The organism is Richelia sinica FACHB-800, from assembly GCF_014698825.1.
GTDB lineage: Bacteria > Cyanobacteriota > Cyanobacteriia > Cyanobacteriales > Nostocaceae > FACHB-800.
The window spans coordinates 73,868-95,164 of the sequence record NZ_JACJTT010000015.1 but is presented as its reverse complement, the minus strand read 5'-3'; the positions used below and the strand labels follow the sequence as shown (position 1 = coordinate 95,164).

Annotated in this window: 13 protein-coding genes, 1 pseudogene and 1 CRISPR repeat array (1 of these 15 running past the window's edge); of the genes and pseudogenes, 5 read left to right on the top strand and 9 right to left on the bottom strand. The window is 40.1% G+C overall.

All coding sequences use genetic code 11. The features are described from left to right. A CRISPR array of direct repeats spans positions 1 to 834; the repeat unit is 37 nt; unit sequence GTTAAAATAATCCATAATCCCTATTAGGGATTGAAAC (it extends 297 nt beyond the left edge of the window). A gap of 132 nt (positions 835 to 966) precedes the next feature. Together H6G73_RS12755 and rsmI are read right to left on the bottom strand one after the other, a co-directional pair. Then, on the bottom strand, positions 967 to 1,416 hold the full coding sequence (locus H6G73_RS12755) for a DUF1036 domain-containing protein (RefSeq protein WP_190604918.1): 450 nt from the start codon (positions 1,414 to 1,416) through the stop codon (positions 967 to 969). A 118-nt stretch (positions 1,417 to 1,534) separates the two neighbouring features. Further along, positions 1,535 to 2,392, bottom strand: a complete 858-nt coding sequence (gene rsmI, locus H6G73_RS12750; RefSeq protein WP_190604916.1) for a 16S rRNA (cytidine(1402)-2'-O)-methyltransferase — start codon at positions 2,390 to 2,392, stop codon at positions 1,535 to 1,537. A gap of 225 nt (positions 2,393 to 2,617) precedes the next feature. Between rsmI and H6G73_RS12745 the strand changes: the two genes are divergently transcribed. Then, positions 2,618 to 3,490: a sugar kinase gene (locus H6G73_RS12745; RefSeq protein WP_190604914.1), complete on the top strand. Its 873-nt coding sequence runs from the start codon at positions 2,618 to 2,620 to the stop codon at positions 3,488 to 3,490. 90 nt (positions 3,491 to 3,580) lie between these two features. Here the strand turns inward: H6G73_RS12745 and H6G73_RS12740 are convergent, their stop codons facing one another. Next, on the bottom strand, positions 3,581 to 3,784 hold the full coding sequence (locus H6G73_RS12740) for a hypothetical protein (protein ID WP_190604912.1): 204 nt from the start codon (positions 3,782 to 3,784) through the stop codon (positions 3,581 to 3,583). Positions 3,785 to 4,169: 385 nt separating this feature from the next. Between H6G73_RS12740 and H6G73_RS12735 the strand changes: the two genes are divergently transcribed. The 3 genes from H6G73_RS12735 (at position 4,170) to H6G73_RS12725 (ending at position 14,457) form a co-directional block, all read left to right on the top strand. Then, positions 4,170 to 5,948 carry a ShlB/FhaC/HecB family hemolysin secretion/activation protein gene (locus H6G73_RS12735; protein WP_190604911.1) on the top strand — a complete coding sequence of 593 codons (1,779 nt, stop codon included), beginning with the start codon at positions 4,170 to 4,172 and terminating at the stop codon, positions 5,946 to 5,948. A gap of 342 nt (positions 5,949 to 6,290) precedes the next feature. Beyond that, positions 6,291 to 11,315, top strand: a complete 5,025-nt coding sequence (locus H6G73_RS12730; RefSeq protein WP_190604909.1) for a two-partner secretion domain-containing protein — start codon at positions 6,291 to 6,293, stop codon at positions 11,313 to 11,315. A 199-nt stretch (positions 11,316 to 11,514) separates the two neighbouring features. Beyond that, on the top strand, positions 11,515 to 14,457 hold the full coding sequence (locus H6G73_RS12725) for a CHAT domain-containing protein (RefSeq protein ID WP_242034188.1): 2,943 nt from the start codon (positions 11,515 to 11,517) through the stop codon (positions 14,455 to 14,457). Positions 14,458 to 14,663: 206 nt separating this feature from the next. Here the strand turns inward: H6G73_RS12725 and H6G73_RS12720 are convergent, their stop codons facing one another. Together H6G73_RS12720 and H6G73_RS12715 are read right to left on the bottom strand one after the other, a co-directional pair. After that, positions 14,664 to 15,431 carry a DUF928 domain-containing protein gene (locus tag H6G73_RS12720; protein ID WP_190604907.1) on the bottom strand — a complete coding sequence of 256 codons (768 nt, stop codon included), beginning with the start codon at positions 15,429 to 15,431 and terminating at the stop codon, positions 14,664 to 14,666. An 18-nt stretch (positions 15,432 to 15,449) separates the two neighbouring features. Beyond that, positions 15,450 to 16,814 carry a CHASE2 domain-containing protein gene (locus tag H6G73_RS12715; protein ID WP_190604905.1) on the bottom strand — a complete coding sequence of 455 codons (1,365 nt, stop codon included), beginning with the start codon at positions 16,812 to 16,814 and terminating at the stop codon, positions 15,450 to 15,452. A gap of 412 nt (positions 16,815 to 17,226) precedes the next feature. Here H6G73_RS12715 and H6G73_RS12710 point away from each other — a divergent pair. Next, positions 17,227 to 17,367 (top strand): annotated as a pseudogene (locus tag H6G73_RS12710) (IS630 transposase-related protein); the annotation flags it as partial. 330 nt (positions 17,368 to 17,697) lie between these two features. Here the strand turns inward: H6G73_RS12710 and H6G73_RS12705 are convergent. The 4 genes from H6G73_RS12705 to H6G73_RS12690 all read right to left on the bottom strand — a co-directional run bounded on the left by H6G73_RS12705 (position 17,698) and on the right by H6G73_RS12690 (position 21,175). After that, positions 17,698 to 18,135, bottom strand: coding sequence for a hypothetical protein (locus H6G73_RS12705; protein WP_190604903.1), 438 nt, complete (start codon positions 18,133 to 18,135; stop codon positions 17,698 to 17,700). 204 nt (positions 18,136 to 18,339) lie between these two features. Beyond that, on the bottom strand, positions 18,340 to 19,698 hold the full coding sequence (locus H6G73_RS12700; RefSeq protein ID WP_190604901.1) for a M6 family metalloprotease domain-containing protein: 1,359 nt from the start codon (positions 19,696 to 19,698) through the stop codon (positions 18,340 to 18,342). 415 nt (positions 19,699 to 20,113) lie between these two features. Beyond that, positions 20,114 to 20,437, bottom strand: a complete 324-nt coding sequence (locus H6G73_RS12695) for a protease inhibitor I42 family protein (RefSeq protein WP_190604899.1) — start codon at positions 20,435 to 20,437, stop codon at positions 20,114 to 20,116. A 285-nt stretch (positions 20,438 to 20,722) separates the two neighbouring features. Then, a complete protein-coding gene (locus H6G73_RS12690; RefSeq protein ID WP_190604897.1) occupies positions 20,723 to 21,175 on the bottom strand; it encodes a hypothetical protein in 453 nt (150 codons plus the stop codon). Positions 21,176 to 21,297: the final 122 nt, after the last annotated feature.

Sequence of the window (21,297 nt, the reverse complement as noted above, 5' to 3'; positions counted from 1 at the left end):
TCGGTTAAAATAATCCATAATCCCTATTAGGGATTGAAACGTCATTTGCACAAACTAAAATTTGGTTAAAACTATGGTTAAAATAATCCATAATCCCTATTAGGGATTGAAACGTGTAAACTTCCTCAATTTTGCTCAAGATATTGAGGTTAAAATAATCCATAATCCCTATTAGGGATTGAAACATGAATAAAATTTTGCTTGACCGCGGACTCCAGATTAAAGTTAAAATAATCCATAATCCCTATTAGGGATTGAAACGCGGCACAACTTAAAATACCTCCCTCAATTTTAAAGTTAAAATAATCCATAATCCCTATTAGGGATTGAAACTACCCGTTTCATCCCCACTGGGTAGAGAAGTTTGTTAAAATAATCCATAATCCCTATTAGGGATTGAAACTTCGCTGGAGATGACCAAAGAGCAAATAGCTCAAGTTAAAATAATCCATAATCCCTATTAGGGATTGAAACTGAAGTAACTTGTGGTCATGCTCAAAGTTTGCAAGGTTAAAATAATCCATAATCCCTATTAGGGATTGAAACTGGATCGGGTGTACAGCAAGAAATACAATCGGCGTTAAAATAATCCATAATCCCTATTAGGGATTGAAACCAGAAATTACGCGATCGCATTTGGGCATCTGCCAGTTAAAATAATCCATAATCCCTATTAGGGATTGAAACTTTAGTTGCTAACTCTGCAAAAACTTCCGAAGCGCCTTGGGTTAAAATAATCCATAATCCCTATTAGGGATTGAAACCTAATCCGCCGCGCTGGCGCTAATCCGTCAAACGTTAAAATAATCCATAATCCCTATTAGGGATTGAAACTGTAAAACTCACAAATAATAAAGTTGAGCTTATTCAACTCAACTTTATTATTTGAAAAATACTGATAATTTACTGACTTGAATTCTCATACAATTTGAGAACATGTGATTGATTGAATGTAAATTTAAGACTTCAATCAGTTAATTTATAAGTATAAGTAGGATTATCAACTTTAATTTCTAAAAAATTTCTTTTATCTGTGTTATCACCAGAACATTTATCACCAGAAAAGACGAGACTAAAATCTTCTTGGGTATTGACACAGAATTTATGGTCTTGATTGCTTCCTTTCCAAACAAAGTTTTCGTCTTCGTCAGCAGCATAAATATAATAGAAATCTTCAATATCTAATGCTTGCTTGACTACAGTTTCACACTCTCCTTTAGGAACACGCCACCAGCCTTCTGACTTCCATTTATCATCACCAAGTCCGTAACCGACAGCAACGTAAGCTGTACTAGTTGATTCATTGCAAACTTTGAGTTGGGCTTGGGCTGGTTGATTAAAAGCCAAGTTTGCAGATGTGGTAATGAGAGTGAAACCAAATAGGCAATTGGTAATTTTATGTAATGAAAAACTCATAGTGATTGGCAAACCAAATAATATTGAGACTAGAAATTATTGTAGTAGTATCATCTTGCTTTGTAGATGCGTAAATTTACGGCAAAATTGATTTTTTCGTCCAAGAAATGATGAAGATTTATTCGTCATCTAAAACGATGGAAAGTGCTAATTGATAGAGATAACGACGGGATAGGGAAGTCTCTTGTGCTAACTGACGACTGGCTTGGGAACGGGAAATACCTTGGTTCATTATTTGTAATAATTCTGCTTTTAGTTCTGTTTCTGTCAGGTGGGGTTTGCTGGGTGGTATCCCAGCTACAAGCAAGGTATATTCGCCTTGGGGTTCTTGTTGGTTGTAGCGATCGCTTGCTTCCCCTATTGTGCCGCGCCAAAATTCTTCGTATAATTTGGTAAGCTCTCTGCCTATGACAATAGAGCGATCGCGTCCCAACACAGCCCCTAAATCCTGTAAAGTATCCCGTAATCGGTGGGGAGATTCATAAAAAACCAATGTGCGGGATTCCGATTGCAAAGACTCTAAATATTCTCGCCGTTGTTGAGTTTTTGCAGGTAAAAAGCCTTCAAAAATAAATTTGTTGGTGGGAAGTCCTGAAGCACTCAAGGCAGTAATAGCTGCACTAGGGCCCGGAATGGGAACAACGCTTATCCCTTCATCAATGCAAGCTTTTACCAATTCAAAACCAGGGTCAGAAATTCCCGGCATTCCCGCATCACTCACCAGAGCGATAGCTTTTCCATACTTCAAATGTTCCAATAACTCAGGAATGCGGGTACTCCGATTATGGTCATGATAACTCATTTGTGGAGTTTTCACCTGAAAATGTTGTAGTAATTTCCCTGTGTGACGTGTATCTTCTGCGGCAATTAAATCTACAGCTTGGAGAATTCGCACAGCCCGAAAGGTCATGTCTTCTAAGTTACCAATAGGCGTACCGACAACGTATAGTGTTCCTGGTTTTGGATCAGTTTGCATAAAATCAATTAACAATTAAAGCTTAAAAATTTCCATGTTTGCAGATGTTATACCATTGCACGCAAATTCTGACATATAAATTTATTGTAGGGGTTGAGCAATGCTAAACCCTTGACCAAATATTTGTATCATCAAGAAAGTGAAACGGTCACAGTATGCAGCAGAAAAAATCTGATAATCGTATTGTATGCAGAAATTGCAGAATTTAATACAGGCAGTTACCCAATGACAAATTTAGGCTTATTTGTAGGTTTAGTCACCTTAGATTTAATTTACCTTGCCGACTCTGCCCCAACAAATAATCAAAAACTTGTTGCTTCTGACTATACGGTGGCCGCAGGTGGCCCGGCAACTAATGCCGCTGTTACATTTAGTTATTTAGGTAATCAAGCTACTCTGTTGGCAGTAGTGGGTTCCCATCCCATGACACAGCTTATCCGTACAGATTTGGCTAACTACCAAATTGAAATTTTTGATTTAGATACCCATAAAGATACATCCCCACCAGTTTCATCTATCATTGTTACCCAAGAAACAGGGGAAAGAGCAGTTATTTCTATTAATGCAATTAAACATCAAGTTAGTAGTGTCTATATACCTCCAGATATTTGGCAAAGGATTCAACTGGTTTTAATTGATGGGCATCAAATGGCCATTAGTAAAATTATTGCCCAAACTGCCAAAAATCAAAACATTCCTGTTGTGATTGATGGTGGCAGTTGGAAACCAGGATTTGAGGATATTTTACCCTTTGTAGACTATGCCATTTGTTCTGCTAACTTTTATCCTCCCAATTGTCATAATAGGGAAGAAGTATTGAACTATTTGCAAAAATTTAGTATTTCTCACATTGCCATTACCCAAGGTGAAAAACCTATTCAATACTTGAGTTATGGTCATTGTGGCTATGTAGAAGTGCCACATATTCAACCAGTTGATACCTTAGGTGCAGGAGATATTTTTCACGGTGCTTTCTGTCATTATATTTTGCAGACAAATTTTCCAGAAGCACTATATCAAGCCTCAAAAATTGCCGCTAAATCTTGCCAATTTTTCGGCACACGTAAATGGATGGAAAATGATCATAATTCTGGCTAAGATATTATGATAAAAAGAAAAATCATCGAGAAATATTTAACTTTGGAGAAGATTGGTAATTTCATCTGCTGTAGAAGTACCTTCTATCATTTATTGGAAATACTGATTTAAAGATTTTTCTCTGGTGACTGTATTTAGAATAATTCTATCATGTTTAAAATGCTCAATAACTTTATTAGCCAAACTAAATTCCGTGGAACGCACTTTTGCTTGGCTGATGGGCTGTCGGCGATAGCGCAGCGTGACGACGTAGGAGTCATATAGTCCGAGATTATGAGTTATTGTCCGAAACATCTGAAACTTTGATCTACCTTACCATCCGTATTACGGTTAGGCGACTTGCCTAAATTTTGACTGCCAAAAACTTTTCAAACACCCTCTAATACCAAAGCGAATAATGTTGGCAAAACATGATTACCCCACCCGCACTATCGTGCACCCTCCCCGCAAGCGGGGAGGGTTAGGGAGGGCTTTGCTCAATGTGTTGGTTGCTTTTGGCGAATTGGTATAACAAGTTTTAATACATTTTCATCTTCATCTACTAATAGATAGATGAAATAACTGTCAGAATTTACGGAAATTAGAGGTCTAAACGGTAGATTTTTGATGCGCTTAATAAAGTTTGCCTGACTGTGATTTAGTCAAAGAGCCTACTTAATGTCGTTCGCTTTTTTACACAATGAAAAATCAGATTAGGCAAAAATTTCTGATATCTTGGCACAAGATATGGGTACTTGGTACAGTTACCATAGCGATCGCCAGTAGTGCGAATAAATCTGTTGCTAGTTCTAGTGTAAATTGGCAAGTAGAGGAAAAACCCAACTCTGTACTAACTCAGATTCCCTCCCCAGTTAGGCCGATAATCCCCGAACCACCGACAAAGCCAACCGCGCCACCTGCTGACGAAGATTTACTGCAAACACCGACCCCCAGTCCGCATACACCTCCACAAATCCCCGAAATACCCCAGACGATTATAATTAAAAAGTTTGAATTTAACGACAATACTGCCTTTAGTAATGAAGAATTAACGAAATTAACTCAGCAATTTATCAGCAGGTCCATTACCTTTACTGAACTAGTACAAGTAGAGGCAATTATTACTAAATTGTATACCGATGCTGGTTATATCAATTCTGGTGCAGTGATTCCAGCCGAGCAAAGGTTTCCTAAAGACCAAGCTGTTGTCAAAGTTCAGATTGTAGAAGGTGGTTTAGAAGATATTCAGGTAATAGGCACAAGTCGGTTAAATCCAGGGTATATCAAAAGTCGGTTAGTGATCGCCACCCGCAGACCTTTAAACCGCGATCGCTTGCTGGAAGCTATACAATTATTACAACTCGATCCTCTCATTCAAAATATTTCTGCCGAACTGTCTGCGGGGACAAGTCCAGAGTTAAGTCGGCTGAAAGTGACCGTTAAGGAGGCAGATTCATTAAATGGTGAATTTTTTGTTGATAATAGTCGCGCCCCAAGTGTAGGTAGCATTCGCCGGGGATTGCGATTGAGTGAAGGTAATTTACTCGGCTTTGGGGATAAACTCAAGGCAACTTATAGTAATAGTGATGGCAGTAATTCCTATGATATTAGCTACACTATCCCTATTAATCCCCGCAATGGTACGCTGCAAATAGGATATGGCGCAACCACCACTCAGGTAATTGAACCACCTTTTGACCGCCTGGATATCCTCGGTGATTCTCAATCTTTGGAACTAACCCTACGTCAGCCTTTATTGCAAACCCCCAGACAAGAATTTGCTCTAGGTTTAACTTTCTCTCAACAAGAAAGTAAAACCTCTCTGTTGGGATTAAATTTTCCCATTTCCCCTGGTGCTGATGATAATGGCAGAACTCGCATTTCTGCATTGCGATTCTTTCAAGAATGGACGAGTCGCAATTCTACAGAAGTATTTGCCCTGCGTTCACAATTCAATCTAGGGATAGGTGCGTTTAACTCCACAATTAATAATGAGCCGCCAGATAGTCGTTTTTTCTACTGGCGGGGACAAGGACAGTACGTGCGGCTTTTGGCTCCAGAGACATTGCTGGTTGTGCGCTCAGATTTACAATTGACGACGCGCCCACTTGTACCTTTAGAGCAATTTGCTATCGGCGGTTGGGGGAGTGTCCGGGGTTATCGGCAAGATTTGCTACTCACTGACAACGGCGCTTTTTTATCATCTGAGGTGCAATTGCCGATTTTACGAGTACCGGAAATTAAGGGAATTTTACACCTCGTTCCCTTTGTCGATTTTGGCATTGGCTGGAATAGTTATGCAAACTCTGAACTAAATTCTAATACTCTGCTGTCAACGGGTTTAGGCTTACAGTGGCAAATATCAGACTGGCTAAATATGCGCCTTGACTGGGGATTACCATTGATTAGTGTTGATGGCGGTAACAATTCATTGCAAGAAAATGGATTGTCTTTTTCTGTTAATGTTAAGTCGTTTTAATCAATTTATTGTAATCAGAAAAAACTTTGTTTGAAGACAGACTTCTGAAGTCAATAAAAACAAGAGATTGAGATGATTATCTCTCCTAAGAAACAAAAATGGGATGAGACTAAAGAATGATGGAAGAGATATACACATTACTTACTGTACAGATGTACGGTGCGTAAGTTTTCAATTTTATGATTTGACTTGTGGGGAAAAATATCATTGGCAGTGAATATTTGACTGATTGGATGTTTTTCTCAGACAAATCATCTTTTAATCTCAGCATTAATTAACCTTGTGTGAAATAGTTGAAATTTACCATCGCCTTCCCAACGAATAGTCCAGAGGTTGGAGATTATGCAAGGACTGAGGCGATTCCTGCGGAGCGCTTCGCGATCGCTCTTTTTCATGACTTTACCCCTGTCCACATTGGGTTGTCTATCTTCCATAGACACTGCCAAAGGGCAGATAATTCCTGATAATAGTCTCGGTGCTGAAAAGTCAGTTGTCAACTCGAATGCCAACACTGACCGAATTAATGGCGGTGCGCGTCGGGGGGCAAACCTTTTTCATAGTTTTCGGGAATTTAATGTAGATGAAGGACGGGCAGCGTTATTTTCCAATCCAGCTGGAATTGACAATATTTTTAGTCGAGTTACAGGGGAAAAATTTTCCAATATATTAGGAACTCTTGGTGTTGCTGATGATGGTAATGCCAATCTATTTTTTATGAATCCTAACGGAGTTTTCTTTGGGGAAAAGGCGCGTTTAGATATGCACGGTTCATTCTTGGCAAGTACAGCGAATAGTTTCTTGTTTGATGGTGGGTTAGAGTTTAGCGCCAGCAACCCACAAGCACCACCCATGTTGGCGATTAATATACCCATTGGTTTGCGGTTTCGGGATAATTCAGGGAGGATCACTAATCGGTCTGTAGCTGATGATGTTGGACTTCAGGTGGATTCAGGGAAAACTTTATCACTTGTGGGCGGTGACGTTAACTTAGAGGGGGGCAAACTGACGGCAACAGGAGGAAGAGTTGAGCTAGGAGGATTGGCAGAACCAGGAACAGTTGGACTAGAGATTACTGACAACATCTTCAAACTTAATTTTCCGTATAATAATTTGCTGGCAAATGTAACTTTAGCTGATGATGCGCGAGTAAATGTGCGAGGCGGTGGCGGGGGAGACATTGCAGCCTATGCCAACATCCTTTCGATGCGTGATGGTGGACGGCTAGTGGGTGGTGTTGAAAGTACGGGAAACGGAGGCAACATCACCGTTAATTCCAATGAGATTAATATTTCTGGTGTTGGAGAGAGTGAAAGATCATCTGGTATATACCAGCAAGTGGTAAATAATGCCTCTGGCAATCTTGGTAATATTACTGTTAATACCAACTCCTTTAAAGCTTCATTTGATGCGTTAGTGGGCAATATTATAATGTCTGGAGCCACAGGTAATGGTGGTGATATTAACATAACTGCTCAAAATTTAAGTCTTACTGATGGAGCAAAAATTGGTACCAGCACCTTTGGTGAGGGAAATGCAGGCACTGTGAATATTAATGCTCAAGATTCTATCTCTCTTGTAGGAATTGGTACTGGTATTTACAGCGATGTGAAGCCAAAAGGAGTCGGTAATGCAGGAGATATTGAGATTAAGGCTCCGTCAATGAGCATGAGGGATAGAGCGGCACTGAGTTCCAGTACTTGGGCAAAACAGGATACCACTGGACAACCGAGCCGTGCTGGCAGAGTCTTATTGGAGATTGGTAATGCACTGAGTCTGCAAGGTAGTAGCAATATCTTCAACAATGTGGAATATGGAGGAGTAGGACAGGGTGGTGACGTTCAGATTAAAACAGGGTCACTTTCTTTGCTCAATGGCTCCCAAATTCAAACCTTAGTTCGTGAAACCGAAAATAACCAACCACCAAGACGCGGAAACGCTGGAAAGGTGAATATTGATGTCCGTGATGCTGTCACAATTGCTGGTGTCGACAAAGATAAAAAGCCCAGTGCAGTTTTCAGTGCTGTAAATACAGGAGTCATAGGCAACAGTGGTGACATCCATATCATGGCGGGTTCACTGTCTCTTACTGAAGGCGGTCAACTGAGTTCCAGTAACTCTGGAACCGGAGATGCGGGAAAAATATTTGTACAAGTTGGGGATTCCGTCTCTCTTGAGAGTAGTAGCATCTTCAACAACGCGGAAAGCAAAGCAGTAGGTAATGCAGGGGATATTGAGATTAAGGCTCGGTCAATGAGCATGAGGGATAAAGCGGAACTGAGTTCCAGTACTTCGGCAAAACAAAATATCGCTGGACAACCAAGCCGTGCTGGCACAGTCTCATTGGAGGTTGGTGATGCACTGAGTCTGCAAGGTAGCAGTAATATCTTCAACAATGTAGAACATGGAGCAGTCGGACAGGGTGGTGAGGTGAAGATTCAAGCAAGGTCACTGTCTTTACTCAATGGCTCTCAAATTCAAACTATCGTTCGTGGAGTCGAAAATGGTCAACCTGCGGGAAGTGGCAATGCTGGCAAGGTGAACATTGATGTTCGTGATGCTGTCACAATTGATGGTAGGATTACAGACAAAAATGAATATGGTAGTAGTATCTTCAGCTATCTGGGAAACACAATTGGTCGAGCCGGAGACATTAATATCAAAACTGGCTCTCTGAATTTGCTTAATGGTGGACAACTACTATCCAGTGTGAAAACTGGTGGGCAAGGCAATAGTGGTAATGTGAACATTGATGTTCAGGGTGATGTTCAGATAGACGGCTTTACCTTTAATCGTCAAGGCTATGAAAAACCTAGTGCCATTTTTACTAATATGGAAGAAGGAAGCCGTGGGGATGGAGGAAATATCAGAATCACATCCGATGCTGGCTCAATTTTTCTAAACAATCGTGCTTATTTGCAAGCCAGCACCTCTGGAACCGGAGATGCAGGCAAAATATTTGTACAAGCCAAGGATTCTATCTCTCTAGCAGGTAGTGGGACTGCCATTTACAGCGATGTGAATTCCAAAGCTGTCGGCAATTCTGGCAGTGTTGAAATTCAAGCTCGGTTAATGAGCATCAAAGATGGGGCAAGTCTGAATTCCAATACTTATGGTACAGGAGATGCGGGAAGAGTATTTGTGCAAGCAAAAGATGCTATCGCACTTGATGGTGGTGATATCTTCAGCAATGTGGAACATGGAGCAGTCGGACAGGGTGGTGAGGTGAAGATTCAAGCAAGGTCACTGTCTTTACTCAATGGCTCTCAAATTCAAACCTCAGTTCGTGGAGCCGAAAATGGTCAACCTGCGGGAAGTGGCAATGCTGGCAAGGTGAATATAGATGTCCGTGATGCTGTCACAATTGATGGTAGGATTACGGACAAAAATGAATATGGTAGTAGTATCTTCAGCGATTTGGGAAATAAAGCAATTGGTCGAGCCGGAGACATTAATATCAAAACTGGCTCTCTGAATTTGCTTAATGGCGGACAACTACAATCCAGTGTAAAAGAGGGTGGGCAAGGCAATAGTGGCAATGTGAACGTTGATGTTCAGGGTGATGTTCAGATAGACGGTTTTACCTTTAGTCGTCAAGGCGATGAAAAATCTAGCGCCATTTTTACTGATATGGAAGAAGGAAGCCGTGGGAATGGAGGAAATATCAGCATCACATCCGATGCTGGCTCGATTTTTCTAAACAATCGTGCTTATTTGCAAGCCAGCACCTCTGGAACCGGAGATGCGGGAAAAGTGTTTGTGCAAGCAAAGGATGCTATCTCACTTGATGGTACTGGTATTTACAGCAATGTGGGACCGGGAGGTATAGGAATTGGGGGTGATATAGATATTAATGCGCGATCGCTTAGCTTAACAGATGGTGCTAAGATAGGTGCTGCTGTTATGCGTCAAGCATCAGGCCCTTCTGCTGGAAGAGGAAAAGCTGGAAATATAAATATTAACGCTACCGATTTTGTCAATATTTCTGGTGTTAGTTCTACTCCAAATCGTTTTGCTAACTTCTCAGATTCTTCTAAAATATGGCTAACAGAAGGGTATTCTAGTGGATTATTTGCCAGTGCCGAAACAGGAACAACTGCAACAGATTCTAAAGCGTCAGGAGATATAAGTATTACAACTGGCAACTTTCTTTTAACAAATGGTGCAGTGGTAGATGCCTTAACTTCTAATGCTGGTAATGGAGGAAAAATAACTATCAATGCCAAGTCATTTACTGCCACTGGTGGCGGACAAGTCCTCACAACTACGCGTGGTAGCGGGCGTGCCGGAGACATTTTCTTGAATATCTCTGACGGCATAAATCTTTCTGGCATCGACCCTAACTTTAATGAACGATTAGAACGGGTTGAACAGGCTATAAAAGATAATTCACTTAACGAATTACCTAGAGACATAGTAACTAATCAAGGATCTGCAAGCGGGATATTTGCCAATACCAGTCCTGACTCTGTAGGAGACGCTGGTACAATAACCATTGATCCCAGAACATTAGTGATTCGTGATCATGCAGGCATCGGGGTAAATAGCGAGGGAAAAGGGAAAGGCGGTGATATCAATATCAATTCAGATAATCTCACACTGGATGATCAAGCTTTTATCTCGGCGGAAACAGCCAGCAATCAGGGTGGAAGTATTTTCCTGAAAATTGGCGACCTATTGCTATTACGCCGCAAGAGTAACATATCCACTAATGCTGGTACTGCTCAGGCTGGTGGAGATGGAGGCAACATCAACATTAACTCTAAATTCATCGTTGCCTTACCCTCAGAAGATAGCAATATTACAGCTAATGCTTTCACAGGTAGAGGGGGTAATGTTAACATCTCTGCAACAAGTATCTTCGGCATGAAATATCGCAAATCTCCTACCCTGCGTAGTGACATTACTGCTAGTTCACAATTTGGCATAACTGGCAACGTGACACTTAACACCCCAAATGTTGATCCCAGTCATGGGTTAGTTGAATTGCCCAAGAATGTTGTAGATCCCACTGAGCAAATTGCTCAAAATCCCTGTCAACGGGGTTTAACCAGTAAGTTTATCATCACTGGACGCGGTGGCTTACCACCTAGCCCCAATGAAGCTACTAGCAGTGACACTGTGCGAGTTGATTTAGTCGAACCTGCACCTGGAGGAAGTAGGGGAGCAGGGGAGCAGAGGCGCAGCACTTCGGCTACGCTCAGTGGCCAGGGGACAGGGGAGAAAGGGAAGTCTTCAGTTACTAAATCAATTGTGCCTGCTCAAGGATGGATATTCGATAAAAATGGTGAGGTGATGCTGACAGGTTATGACCCCACAGGCACAGGTTCGCAACGTCCCGTTAATTCAGATGTTTGTCCAGTACCTTAAATTAATTCGTAATTTGTAATTAAACGTGGTGTGCAACGTTCTTTTAAACCTAACCCCCAACCCCTTCCCTTGTAGGGAAGGGGAGCAAGAGTCAAAGCCTCTCCCCGTTGCGGGGAGAGGTTTGGAGAGGGGTTAAGCCAAAGTCTAGAATTCACGTATTTTTAACCCATAAAGAAAATATTTACAAGGAAGGCAGAATATGATGTTAAAACTGTCTAACCTAGTGCAGAGATTGCAGAATCTAGTTAAAAAACTATACACCAGTCGATCGCCTACAGTAAATAAACCGCGATCGCTCATCCTACTATTAATACTTTTATTTGTCCTCTCTTTCACCATTCCCCTGGTTGCTCACCAAGTCTCGGCATCAACTGTCATCGTTCAAACTCAGCAAAATCCTTTACAACTGGTAGAACAAGCCAAAAAACTCTACACTACCGGACAATTTGAGCAGGCGGCTTTGATTTGGCAACAAACGGCTGAAGCTTTTGCTGCTCAAGGGGATAAGCTCAATCAGGCAATGGCTTTGAGTAATCTTTCCCTCACACAACAACAACTAGGTAAGTGGACAGAAGCAGAACAGGCGATCGCAACTAGTCTCCAACTCCTCGAAACCCAGGAGCAAACACCAACGCAACGCCGCATCCAAGCGCAAACCTTGGATATTCAAGGGGAGCTAGAATTAGCAATGGGGCGATCGCAACTAGCCCTGAAAACTTGGCAACAAGCAGCTGACATATATAAGGATATCGGCGATAAACAAAGTTTCACCCAAAATCAGATTAACCAAGCTCAGGCAATGCAAGAATCAGGGCTTTATCGGCGAGCTTGTGAAACATTACTAGCAGCTTTAGAAATTGAGCATCAAGACCTTAATATCTCAGAACAAAAACTACAAAACCTGAGTGCAAAACTTGCAACAACAGGAAAGTTGGCATCTTTACAAGTCATCGGATTACGTAGCCTCGGTGATGTTCTGCGAGTGATTGGTAATAGAAAAGATTCTGAACTGGTTTTAGCAGAAAGTGTAAAATTAGCACAACAATTAGGTGATACTCAAAACTTGGCTGCAAGCTACCTCAGTTTAGGTAATACATTTTTGACATTAGGCAATCAAAAAGCCCAAACAGAAAAAATTACCACGCCAATTACATTCACATCATCTCAAAATTGCATAGCACAAGCAAATAATACTGCTGTCGAACTATACCAACAAGCAGCAGGCTGCTATCACCAAGCTGAATTATCCCCTGATGCCAACACTAGCACCAAGGCACAACTAAGTTTACTCAGTCTTTTAATCCAGACTCAACAATGGGCTGATATATCAACACTACTGCCTAAAATTCAACCCCAACTAAATAAATTGCCTATTAGCCACAAAGCTATATATGCTCAAATAAATTTGGCACAAAATCTCATCTGTCTGAAATCAGCAATAAATCCACAAGTATCTCAATTATCATCCCCCCTACTTCAGCAATGCGGAGTAACCCAGAAAAAAATAACCAACACTGGGGATAATACCTTGCCACCTTCACTGATGCCTGCATGGGAAGATGTGGCAAAAATTGTCACCACTGCACGCAACCATGCTCAAATTTTGCAAGACAAGCAAGCAGAAGCCTACGCTTTGGGTTATTTAGGCGGAGTTTACCAAGAAATTGGAGACATCACTAATGCTCAAAGGTTGACCGAACAAGCCTTGCGGTTAGCTTCTTCCTTCAATGCGCCAGACATTGCCTATCGTTGGCAATGGCAATTAGGACGACTGCGACGAATTCAAAATAACCAACAAGGTGCAGTTAGTGCTTACACAGGAGCATTTGAAACTCTCAAGTCATTACGTCAAGACCTGACTGCTGTAATTAATCCAGAAGTGCAATACACTTTTCGAGACAGTGTAGCACCAGTTTATCGAGAATTTGTCGATTTGCTGTTGCAAGGTAACAATTCTCAGCAAAAAAACCTCAAACAAGCTCGTGATGTAATTGAGGCTCTTCAATTAGCAGAATTGGATGATTACTTTCGAGATGCTTGCATTCAAGCTAAACCACAACAAATTGATCAAGTCGTAGATAAAGCCACTCCCAAAGCCGCAGTTTTGTATGCAATTACTTTACCAGAACGCTTAGAGTTAATCTTGAAATTGCCAGGCCAAGAAAAGTTAGAACACTACACCACAACAGTTACCCAAGAAGAATTAGAAAAAAACTTACAACAACTAATAGATCGTCTCAACGATAAAACCAGCTTTGCTTACGAAATTCAAGCATTATCTCAACAAACATACGATTGGTTAATTCAACCAATACAACCTAAGTTAGCCAAGAATCAAGTAAAAACTTTAGTATTTGTTTTGGATGGAATGTTAAGAAATATTCCTATGTCCGTCTTATATGACCGCCCCAGTCAAGAATATTTAGTGCAAAAATATGCTCTAGTTCTCACTCCTGGACTGCAACTGATTAATCCTCGCCCTCTAGCAAATGTCCCCTTAAAAGCCATAATAGCCGGTATAAGTAAAGAACTTAATTTTACTTACGAAAATGAGTATTTTCATAATCTTGATTTTGTACCTAATGAATTAGGAGAAATTGAGAAAGAAATTCAAAATCATGAAAGATTACTAGATCAAGATTTTATGAAAAATACACTGCAACAGCATCTAGCAACTGCAAATTTTACTATTGTTCACTTAGCAACTCATGGTGAATTTAACTCTGATCCCGAAAAAACTTTTATTGCAACCTGGGATCGCCTAATTAAAATCAAAGACTTGGATAGTTTACTGCGAGCAGGAAAAAGAAATCAACCAATTTCTATTGAATTACTTGTTCTCAGTGCTTGTGAAACAGCCACAGGAGACAGCCGCGCCACTCTAGGACTAGCTGGCGTTGCTGTGAGAGCCGGAGCGAGAAGTACGTTAGCAAGTTTGTGGTCTGTAAATGATGAATCTACATCTGAACTCATGGGTGAATTTTATCGTGAGTTAGTTCATACGAATGGCAGGAAAAACATGAGTAAAGCTGAAGCTCTCCAGCAAGCTCAGTTAGCTCTGTTAAACAATAGTGATCCCAATAAACAATGGGAACGCCCTTATTACTGGGCCCCCTTTGTTTTAGTGGGAAATTGGCTGTAAATAATTTGTAATTTTTATTTTTGCGGGTTCATATCCAGTCTGCTCAACCACTGATAAATGCCAAAATACACCTCCCCAACTATCTCCTTGGCAAGTGGGCGTAGCGCAGGTTGGTTTATCTGTCGCAAGCATTTTTTAATTTAGTATTAGTTTTATTCCAGTTGGGAATTTAGACACCAACTGGAACAGTTCTGAATTTTGATTGTTTAACTTTGGGGAATTACAGTACCAAAATTAGATTCTTGACCTAGCCTTTCTAAACCAATACCTTCAGCTTCTAATAAATCAACCCATTCTTGTTTTAAAGTTGGGTCTTGTGGATTTTGGCGACGGCGTTCAGCTAAATTTGTCAATGCGTTATACCAAATCCGATTATCTAAATAACTTTGGTAATCGTTAGTTATAGCAGAACCAAGGCTGACTCGTTTGATTGATCCCCCAACATCAAAACTCTGACCACCATTACAAACAAGCCGAAAATACCAATTGTAAACTTTATCCTGTTGCAGGGCATTTTGAGGTTTTGATGGCAAAGTAACACCAACAATCCCCGGCGTTGATTGTATTGTATATTGAGTTCTATCTAGAGTTTTTTGTGCTGCTTCATCCTGTAATACTAGCTCAACGTATTTGATATTTCTCGGATAGTTAGGAACATAAACCCAAAAAGTAGGATACTCAGAGACAGTTAATGCCCATGTTGCTGTTTTAGGCACCAAAGCAGTTAGTTCTTTTCTTTCTATGCCGTCACAATTGCCACGACTAGCAGCATCTGTTTGTCGATTTGGTCTACCCGTGCCAGAAAAATCAAGTTTTGGTTTGCGGGTTAAATTTGCTAAATAAAAGTTGGAATTGATATTTGAGTTAGTAAATTCTGCTAAAACTGATATGGGATAGCTAGTTAAGCCAGCCACTACCAAAGAGACAGAAAAAACAAGGGAATATTGTTGAAAAATTGACTTTGTTCTATTCATAATTTCCTCTAAATGCTATCAACTGTTGCTAGAGGTGGTCTGCGAATACGCTAAAGCAATGGCTACACACGCTGAGGTGAAAAACAAACTCAGGGTGCTGGGTATAAGCGGCAACCAGCCACCCTGAGTAAAAGCAAAAAAACATAGTCCGTATAAAATGGCGATCGCTATACCTACAACTAGAGTCCGCCTCAATGGCGATCGCCAATATTCAATTAATATCCCTACAACCAATGCCCAGAGCCAAACCCAGATGATTTCCCAAATCGGTGGCCACCACCACAACAAAGGTCGCGGATCTAACACAGCACTAATAATTTGACTCACCATGTGTGCCTGAATGAACACCCCTGGAATTTTTTCACCATAGGGAGTCATGTGGAAATCCGGGTTAGAACTTGGGGCAGTCGTACCAATTAAAATAATGTGATCGTTGACCAGACTTGGTAATCTATCTTTTTGTGCATCTTCAAGGATATCTGTGAGGCTGATTTGCTGGGCAATTGATTCAACAGTTTTCAGCGATCTGTAATTGAGAAGAATTTGGTAGCCTAATTCTTCTTCTCTCGGTAACTGATATCCACCAGCATCTGAAACTAACTTGGGAAAAAAGACTTTACCAATTTGTAAAGTCTTTTTATCTGGTGTTAGTTTGATTGGTGAAACATTTTTTGTTTCTAAGTAAAGAAGTGCAATGCGCAGACTGAATGATTGATCTGTGTAACACTGATCGCTTGGTGTCATACCCAAGAATTGGCGACGGATAACCTCATCTGAATCTTCCGGGATATTACTAAAACCCAAACGTTGATTTTGCTCTGACGGAATTTCAGGAGGAGCTTTTGTTCTTTCTACACTGCACGTCACAATCAAACGCTTGTTATCCTGAAATTGTTTTGTTAGTTCTGGGAATTTTTGGTTGACGCTAAAATCACGAAAAATATCTAAACCTATTACTCGCGGTTCATGCTGACTCAATTTTCGTAAGACTTCTTCAAGTGCTTGATCTGATAAAGATTCTCCTCCCTTCTGCATTTTTTTCTGATTTTGATAATCTAGATCATCGTCAGTAACTGTGACTACCAGTAAGCGCGGATCTGGTTGCTCAAGAGGGCGCGATCGCATCATCCGATCAAATGCCATTAACTCCGATGACTGTAATAATCCCGAAGGTCGCACTACTCCCATCAGTAAGCCGACAATGATAACACTGGCTAAGAATGCAGTTTGAAATTTTGAATAGCGTATCAGTGGTATAAATTTTTCTGTAACTTGTGTGGGTTCTGCTTCTGCTGGTTTCTGTGATTCCTGCATATATCGCAGAACTGTTATTAATGCGCCTGCTGCTGCTGCTAAGGCTGAAATTAGGCTTGGTAAATCCATAGAACTCCTATGATCTGGAATTGCGACCAGTCAAAACATGGATTAGAGTTCAAATCCGAGATAATTACTGCGCCGATATATTCAAGTGAATACTCCCGGAAAATATCGAATTGATAAACCTCTACGGTGTAATAATTGCTTAAACTCAGTGCAAGATTTTTGATTACTTTTGACTCAATGCTTGATACTTACTAGAAGGTTACCTTTTTAGTAACAAACAAGTACCAATTCTTAAATAAATTTCATAGTAAGAGAAAATCTTACAGATTTTGAATAATAATGCAATTTGGTGAGATAGTGTGATTTTAAATTACAAAAAACAAGAGTTTGAGATTAATTTATATTATAGCTGTAGCCAATTAGATTAGGACATAAACTATGAAGTATTCCTAGTATTGTGATTCAAACTTATATGGCTAAACCTTATAGTGATGATTTCCGGAAAAAGGTGATGCAAGCAATTGAGTTGGACGGTCTCAAAAAGAGTGAGGCGAGCCAATTGTTCAATATCAGTCGCAATACGATTAATCTGTGGTGTCAAAGAAAAGCCCAAATGATAGCTATAAAATGGTTGTTGTCATCAGTCATCGTTTAGCTGTATCCAAACTGGCAGACCGGATTATTGTTTTAGAAAATGGCAAGATTATAAGCTGAAAATCCTATAATTTGCATACCATCATTTAATGTAAATTATGCGGAGTAGACATCCTGACCATCATCTATGTGCAAATTAAAAACGCAACAGCTTAGAAACAGGAAGTCATGAGGAATTAATAGCAAGAGGCGGACAATATCATCTCATGTTCAACCGTCAAGCAAGTAGTTATCAGTAGTCCGAACTATCAGATTAGGATTGGGTAATTTAACTTTCAAAAAAGCACAATTATGGTTTGAAAACCTCAATATTATTCAGCCGAAAGAAACCACCGTGTGCATCACCTAAAAACTCGGCTTGAGCAGTAATTATATTATTTTTCGCAAAATTAAGGCTGGATTGAATAGTAAATGCTTTGACTTTATCTCCTGTCTGAGCGAAATTACCTCCTGTTATATTTTTACTTTCTAGAATTTCTAATTCTAAATACCATTTATCCGGAAATTGGTTGGATTGTTCAATATGCAACACCTTTGCTTCTATTTCACTTTGATTAGGTGCTGCCATTATTCCCTGTAACTTTGATGCCATAAAATGCTTTCCCCCTAAAATCTCAACTGCAACATCATGTCTTACAGAGTTAAGTGAAGTGGCATTTATTGCAAATCTCGATAACCCAATAGTAAGAGCAAGAGCAAATAATAACCACTTGAAAATCTTACTCATATTACTTACCCAACCAATTTATAGCGGTTTTCATATATTTAGACCACACTCTTGATTATTCTCTGCACCTCTGCATGAGACAAAAAAATGGTAATCATTTACCCGAAAATCGCTGTAAGGTTGCTAAATGAGCGATTCAGCAACCTCATGGGTGTAATGTTCTCAGTTCAGGATATTGAATTTATACTCTTGTTACCACCTTGCTTATCGAGCCACAGGGATCTTAGGAGCGTGTAGTACCCCAGACTTAATATCTACAGTAATGTTATCTCCTTTGCGTTGGATATCAGCGATCGCAATCTCTGAATCAGAACCATCGTATGCTTTGCTGTTGGGTGTAGTGCTGTCCGTAAAAGAACTGTTCATACCATAAGGGAATGGATCGTTAGCATCTCCGCTATTTGCACCCTTATTCAGGTCTAGCTTGCCATCACACTGTTCAATGTCAACTAGGTAGTGAGTATCGTTGGTATTACCAGTTTTATTTTCGTCTATATGTTCAATGATTAGACCTTTACCCGGTAAGTACCGATCAAACCCTTTTTTCTGACGATTTGAAAGTAAGAAATATTCCTTACTGTTAATCTCTTTGATTGGCAGTTTGTAGATTTGTCCATCATTAGTAGCATAGGGTTTAATGGTGACATTTTGTTGGCTATTGAAGATTGTCACGGGTTTTACCCATCCGAGTTTAACTTTACAATAAGCAGTTGGGTGGGCTGGTGTTTGTCCACCATTATTCCAACTTCCAGCAGCCATCAAATCCCAATCACCAGTACCAGATGAACTGTAGTCAGTGTCATAAAGGTCTGGTAATCCAAATACGTGTCCTAATTCATGACAAAATACACCAATTTTTCCGTCTTCAGGCTCAATGCTGTAGCTTTGAACCTTCACACCATCTACAGTTTTTGGTGAAATTTCCCATTTATGCGACCAAATGTGGTTTTTGTTACCAGTAACTTCTGCTCCAGAACCCGCATGAACAATGAATACAGCATCTACAATTCCATCACCATCATTGTCATAGTCAGCGAAATTTACAAAGGGGTCTGCCAAATCCACTAAATCTTCCACTAGCTTCTGAGTATTTTGTGGATAAAAACCTGTGCCAAAATTATTGTTGGTGTAATAGGAGTATGGTCTTGGAGCGCGATACCAACCATGTGTAGCTCCTCCCTGACCACTGACCTCACCAGTTACTGTCAGTTTGTGGTAAGAAGCTTCCCAGTAAAAATCTTTCAAGCTCACTGTACCATCGTTGCTGCTAGAAAACAGCATATCTGCATAGTGTTGTTGGTTTTGAGTAGCCTTATTGTCTGAGAAATCTACCAAAAGCACTAAAGCTCTTCTTGTACCAACAACTGGAGTCAGTTCTCCAGTTGTCGTATGGATGCGTTTGCGTCTACTGCTAATTAAGCTGAAAGTTCGCAAATCAAGAACATCAATTGTTGCTACGTCAGGCAATCCCTCTCCCGCCTGCACTAATTCTTTAGTGCGGAGAAATCTGGATCGGAGTTCTGGTGAAGCGGAAACCAAGTAACAGTTATCTTTTGAAAACATAAATCGAAACCTGCCATTTTTTTCAAAAAGAGTGAAAAGCTAAAACAGTTGAACAAAAGCTTAAACCAACTACAATTTCGTGCAATATTAAGAGTGAGTCCTCACAATTTATCAGCAGCTTTGCTGGTAATCATTATTCATTTGTAGGGTTAAATAATTATTACTAACTTCTGCCAGTAGGAGTATTTATTACTAAGGCCAGTATATTGCTTTTTCACACACTATATTCTGTCATATTTTACTTCCTCACTTGTTATAAGTGAGATTATTCTTAAATGGTGAGGAAAATTAACAAAATGTTTCTGAAGCAAGTTTTCTCAACTTTTAATGGCTATTTACTTCTAATTCAATTAAAGAATAACTCATGTATATATAACTTGCTTAGTAGTTGCAAGTTATATCTTAAGAGGATATTTTAAATGACCAGAACAGTGACTTCAAAGGATTCAATAGTTGATTGCTCACCAGTCCATTCACGGAAATTTTTTAATTGTAATTTCACCTGACCAAGATTATTAGCTTGAAAAGTGAATACACGCTGTCCACCACTGCCTATTCCAGCATTATTAGCCAGTTTTAATTCATCAGTTTTAAGTTGTAAGACTTGTGTATTTAAGGTAGGTTTCGACCAACGATAGCCTGTTGTTGAATTTTCTTCCAAACTAAGTATAAGTATTTGTCCACGTTTGAGTGTTACAACTTGACCATTATTAAGTTGAGATAGCGTCACTTCAGACATAAACTATGTTGAAACTTATTAACTTATAAGGTATTAGGCAGAATGGTGATGAATTGCCAAATTTATACTGAAAAACTATGTAAAAATAGACAGAATTTTTTGGATTAATTCAACTTAAAATCCGAATCGGCTCTTGAGGCTGACATAGTGCTACAACACACGAACTTTTCATGGTGGTTAGCAGAGGAGCAGAGGAACAGTTCCTCTGCTACCTTACCGCCTTAACCTGAAGATTTTGGGACGGCAGCCCCTTACTACGAAGTAAAAAGTTGTGAAGAACAAGCCTTACCAAACGTAAAGAGTGTTAATTTTACCATCTTCGCTTTCATAGAAATTCGCACTTTTACCAGTCACTTTGGCATGAGATGCAATAATATTAAATGCGATGATTGCACTGTCAGAATTGTCAGCAAACTTGCGCCAGCCCATTCCATCAACATACATATAACCAGTGCGCTGATTAGAACACACACTCCAAAGCCCCAGCACTTTTTTATCCTTTTGCCAGCCTGCACTAATAGCTTTTTCTTGAACTGTTAATTGACTGGGAGGCTCTTGGGTAGGACGAGTATCAATCGTAGCAGCCACAGTAGAGACTGGGGGTTCAACCGTGGGGTAATCTAAGATGCTACCGTTTTGGCTGGAAACACTGTTTGGAGGCATCAGTTCAACGGGTGTGCTAGACACTTGACCATTGATAGTGGCTACAGCAGGGTTTGACGCAGATACTTGAGTCATGATTAAAATTCTCTATTAAAGTAACTTGAATTCTTGCGTAAATTACTACAACAAAATTTCAACAATCATGCGTAACGGTGACTAGTTTCAAGGTGTGTGATATCTCATTTTTGTCAACTCAT

Bases quoted from the DNA above. Each gene is read 5' to 3' on its own strand.
- H6G73_RS12755 (WP_190604918.1), bottom strand. From the start codon at position 1,416: ATGAGTTTTTCATTACATAAAATTACCAATTGCCTATTTGGTTTCACT.
- rsmI (WP_190604916.1), bottom strand. From the start codon at position 2,392: ATGCAAACTGATCCAAAACCAGGAACACTATACGTTGTCGGTACGCCT.
- H6G73_RS12745 (WP_190604914.1), top strand. From the start codon at position 2,618: ATGACAAATTTAGGCTTATTTGTAGGTTTAGTCACCTTAGATTTAATT.
- H6G73_RS12740 (WP_190604912.1), bottom strand. From the start codon at position 3,784: ATGTTTCGGACAATAACTCATAATCTCGGACTATATGACTCCTACGTC.
- H6G73_RS12735 (WP_190604911.1), top strand. From the start codon at position 4,170: ATGAAAAATCAGATTAGGCAAAAATTTCTGATATCTTGGCACAAGATA.
- H6G73_RS12730 (WP_190604909.1), top strand. From the start codon at position 6,291: ATGCAAGGACTGAGGCGATTCCTGCGGAGCGCTTCGCGATCGCTCTTT.
- H6G73_RS12725 (WP_242034188.1), top strand. From the start codon at position 11,515: ATGATGTTAAAACTGTCTAACCTAGTGCAGAGATTGCAGAATCTAGTT.
- H6G73_RS12720 (WP_190604907.1), bottom strand. From the start codon at position 15,431: ATGAATAGAACAAAGTCAATTTTTCAACAATATTCCCTTGTTTTTTCT.
- H6G73_RS12715 (WP_190604905.1), bottom strand. From the start codon at position 16,814: ATGGATTTACCAAGCCTAATTTCAGCCTTAGCAGCAGCAGCAGGCGCA.
- H6G73_RS12705 (WP_190604903.1), bottom strand. From the start codon at position 18,135: ATGAGTAAGATTTTCAAGTGGTTATTATTTGCTCTTGCTCTTACTATT.
- H6G73_RS12700 (WP_190604901.1), bottom strand. From the start codon at position 19,698: ATGTTTTCAAAAGATAACTGTTACTTGGTTTCCGCTTCACCAGAACTC.
- H6G73_RS12695 (WP_190604899.1), bottom strand. From the start codon at position 20,437: ATGTCTGAAGTGACGCTATCTCAACTTAATAATGGTCAAGTTGTAACA.
- H6G73_RS12690 (WP_190604897.1), bottom strand. From the start codon at position 21,175: ATGACTCAAGTATCTGCGTCAAACCCTGCTGTAGCCACTATCAATGGT.